The sequence below is a fragment of the Stieleria sp. genome, assembly GCF_041595215.1.
Taxonomy (GTDB): Bacteria; Planctomycetota; Planctomycetia; order Pirellulales; family Pirellulaceae; genus Stieleria; species Stieleria magnilauensis.
The window spans coordinates 1-2,329 of sequence record NZ_JBFHKV010001223.1; the positions used below are offsets into that span (position 1 = coordinate 1).

Sequence of the window (2,329 nt, forward strand, 5' to 3'; positions counted from 1 at the left end):
CAGGGCGCAAGCCCTCCGGTTCCTCATCGTTCCCGAAACATCGGAGGGCTTGCGCCCTACCGCTAAAAAATGGTGTGTTAGCGGCAGGGCGCAAGCCCTCCGGTTCCTCATCGTTCCCGATACACCGTAGGGCTCGCGCCCTACCGCTAAAAAATGCTTCACAGCGTTGCATGCCAGGCCGGTGGTTCTGCCATGTCGAATGATCCCTGGGACGCTTGCGCGGTGGTCATCGCAACGCTTGAGACGCGATTGAAATCGGCGTTGGATCGGGGATTGTTCCTGCGGACAGCCGGCGAGCTGATGGAGCAGTTGCCTGCGGTGGCGGCGGTCGAGATCGGTTGTCTCGGTGATTCGATGGACCCGCCACTTTGCGCGGTCGGGGAGCGGCCTTCACGGGCAGCGGATCTGGGGTGGGACGCCGCGGTGACGGACGCGTCCGCGTTGTCGATTCGACTCTGGCTGCTTCCAGACTCGGCGTCGGACACGACCACTCGGCGGGCGATCGAAGAAGCGTTGCCTGCGATTGGCGGGTTGCTGGTTGGTGCGATCGCTCGCATCCGTCTGGACGAAACCGAAAACGAACTCGATTCGGTTTCCCAGTTGAGCACTCGGCTGTTCGATGATGGCCCGTGGAGCGTGCGTTTGCATCGCATCGCAATCGAGCTGGGATCGTCGATGCAGGTGGAGCGATTGAGTTTGCTGCTGCGTTGCGGTGCACGCTTTGAACTGGTCGGATCGTCGGTCCAAGCGCGGTTCGATCCCCGCGCCGATCAAGTCCAACAGACCCAGGCGATCGCAACCACGATCGACCAGCAGCTCGATCAACCGTTTGACGCAGCGCCACGCGCCACCGTCACGTTTCGCGGCGAAGACGACGATGCGGTCGCGACGTTTTTACAAACCGGTCACGCCGTTGAATTGCTGGTCACACGATTTGCGGCTGGCAAGATGTTGGCGATCGGTGAAGTCTTCGATTCCGACCAGCGATGTGCAGCCGATCTCACAGCGGCGCAACGCCAGTTATTCGATGCGGCGATCCGAGACGTGTTGCGATCGCGGCCTCGCGGTTATCTGCGTCGGGGACGGGATTGGCTCGGGCAGCGTTCCATCCGATGGCGGATTGCTGCGGCGGCCGCACTGTTGGCGTTTCTGTGCTTGTACCCGATGACGATTCGTGTTGCCGCTGACGGTCGCATTGTTCCACGCACCCAATACACAGTGTATGCGCCGGTGACCGGACAAATCCGGCGGATGGCGTGTCAGTCGGGGATGCAGGTGAGCGCCGGTCAGGTACTTTGCGAATTCTCCAGCCACGAACTGGACTTGCAAATCACGCGTTTGCGCGGCGAATCGGTCGCGGTGCAGGAACAGTTGCAAATTGCGGCGACGCGCCGCGGTGATGATTCCTCCAAGGACATTGCCTCCGATCGCCGCGTCCTGGAAGCTCGACTCGAGGGGCTGGACAGTCAGATCACGCTGCTGCAGCAACGCCAGGCTGACTTGATCGTGCACAGCCCGATCGACGGAACGGTGACGTTGGTGACGCCGGATGACGTCGGGCAATTGCAAACGCCACGCCCGGTACGCGTGGGGGATTCGGTGATTCGTGTGATCGATCAACAGGACGGGTACCGGGTGGAATTGGACGTGCCGGACCAGGAGTTCGGATACGTGTTGGCGGCCGCCGAGCGGCAAGACGACGCCCCGGTCGAGTGTCACTTTCGAATCCGATCCGAACCGCAGCGTCAACGGCAGGGCACGTTGCGTGGCTTGGATCAGGCGGCGTCCCTGGACCGTTTCGGCCGGTTGGTCGTCACTGCGTCGATCGATCCCAACGACCAGGACGCAACGTTCGCTGCGGACGCGGGCGTCGTCGGCTGGATCGATTGCGATCGAGCGGCGGCGGGGTTCGTGCTCTGCCGCAAAGTCATCGAACAACTCAGATTGTGGGGATGGTTGTGAATCGAGATCGAATCCGAACCGGCACGCGGCGAGCGGACCATCAGCGTGTGATCGACGCGCCGCCCGGCGTCGTGACGTCGACGCAACGCGGTCAAATGAATTGGATGAACCTTCACGGAGGCATCGGGCGGGCGGCGAGGATCACGCTTGCCCATGCGTGGTTGATGTTGATGTTGGTGCTGTCGTTGCCGACGATCGGTGCACATGAACCCCAGGTGGTCGGCCCGTTGGTGATCAAGTTGATCGATCAAGTCGAGGTTCCGGCGCTTGAGCCCGGCCCGATCCAGAGTCTGGATGTTCGATTGGGGGATAACGTCAAAGCGGGGCAAGTCATCGCTCGAATCGACGACCGCATCAGCGAATCGCA

The 2,329-nt window shown here is 61.8% G+C and carries 1 protein-coding gene and 1 pseudogene; both read left to right on the plus strand.

The genetic code is table 11. The annotated features are described in order from the left end of the window. The first annotated feature begins 192 nt into the window (after positions 1-192). On the plus strand, positions 193-1,962 hold the full coding sequence (locus ABX749_RS29870; RefSeq protein WP_372899251.1) for an efflux RND transporter periplasmic adaptor subunit: 1,770 nt from the start codon (positions 193-195) through the stop codon (positions 1,960-1,962). Continuing rightward, positions 1,959-2,329, plus strand: a pseudogene (locus ABX749_RS29875) (hypothetical protein); the annotation flags it as partial. The gene ABX749_RS29870 and the pseudogene ABX749_RS29875, both read left to right, overlap by 4 nt.

Bases quoted from the DNA above. Each gene is read 5' to 3' on its own strand.
- ABX749_RS29870 (WP_372899251.1), top strand. From the start codon at position 193: ATGTCGAATGATCCCTGGGACGCTTGCGCGGTGGTCATCGCAACGCTT.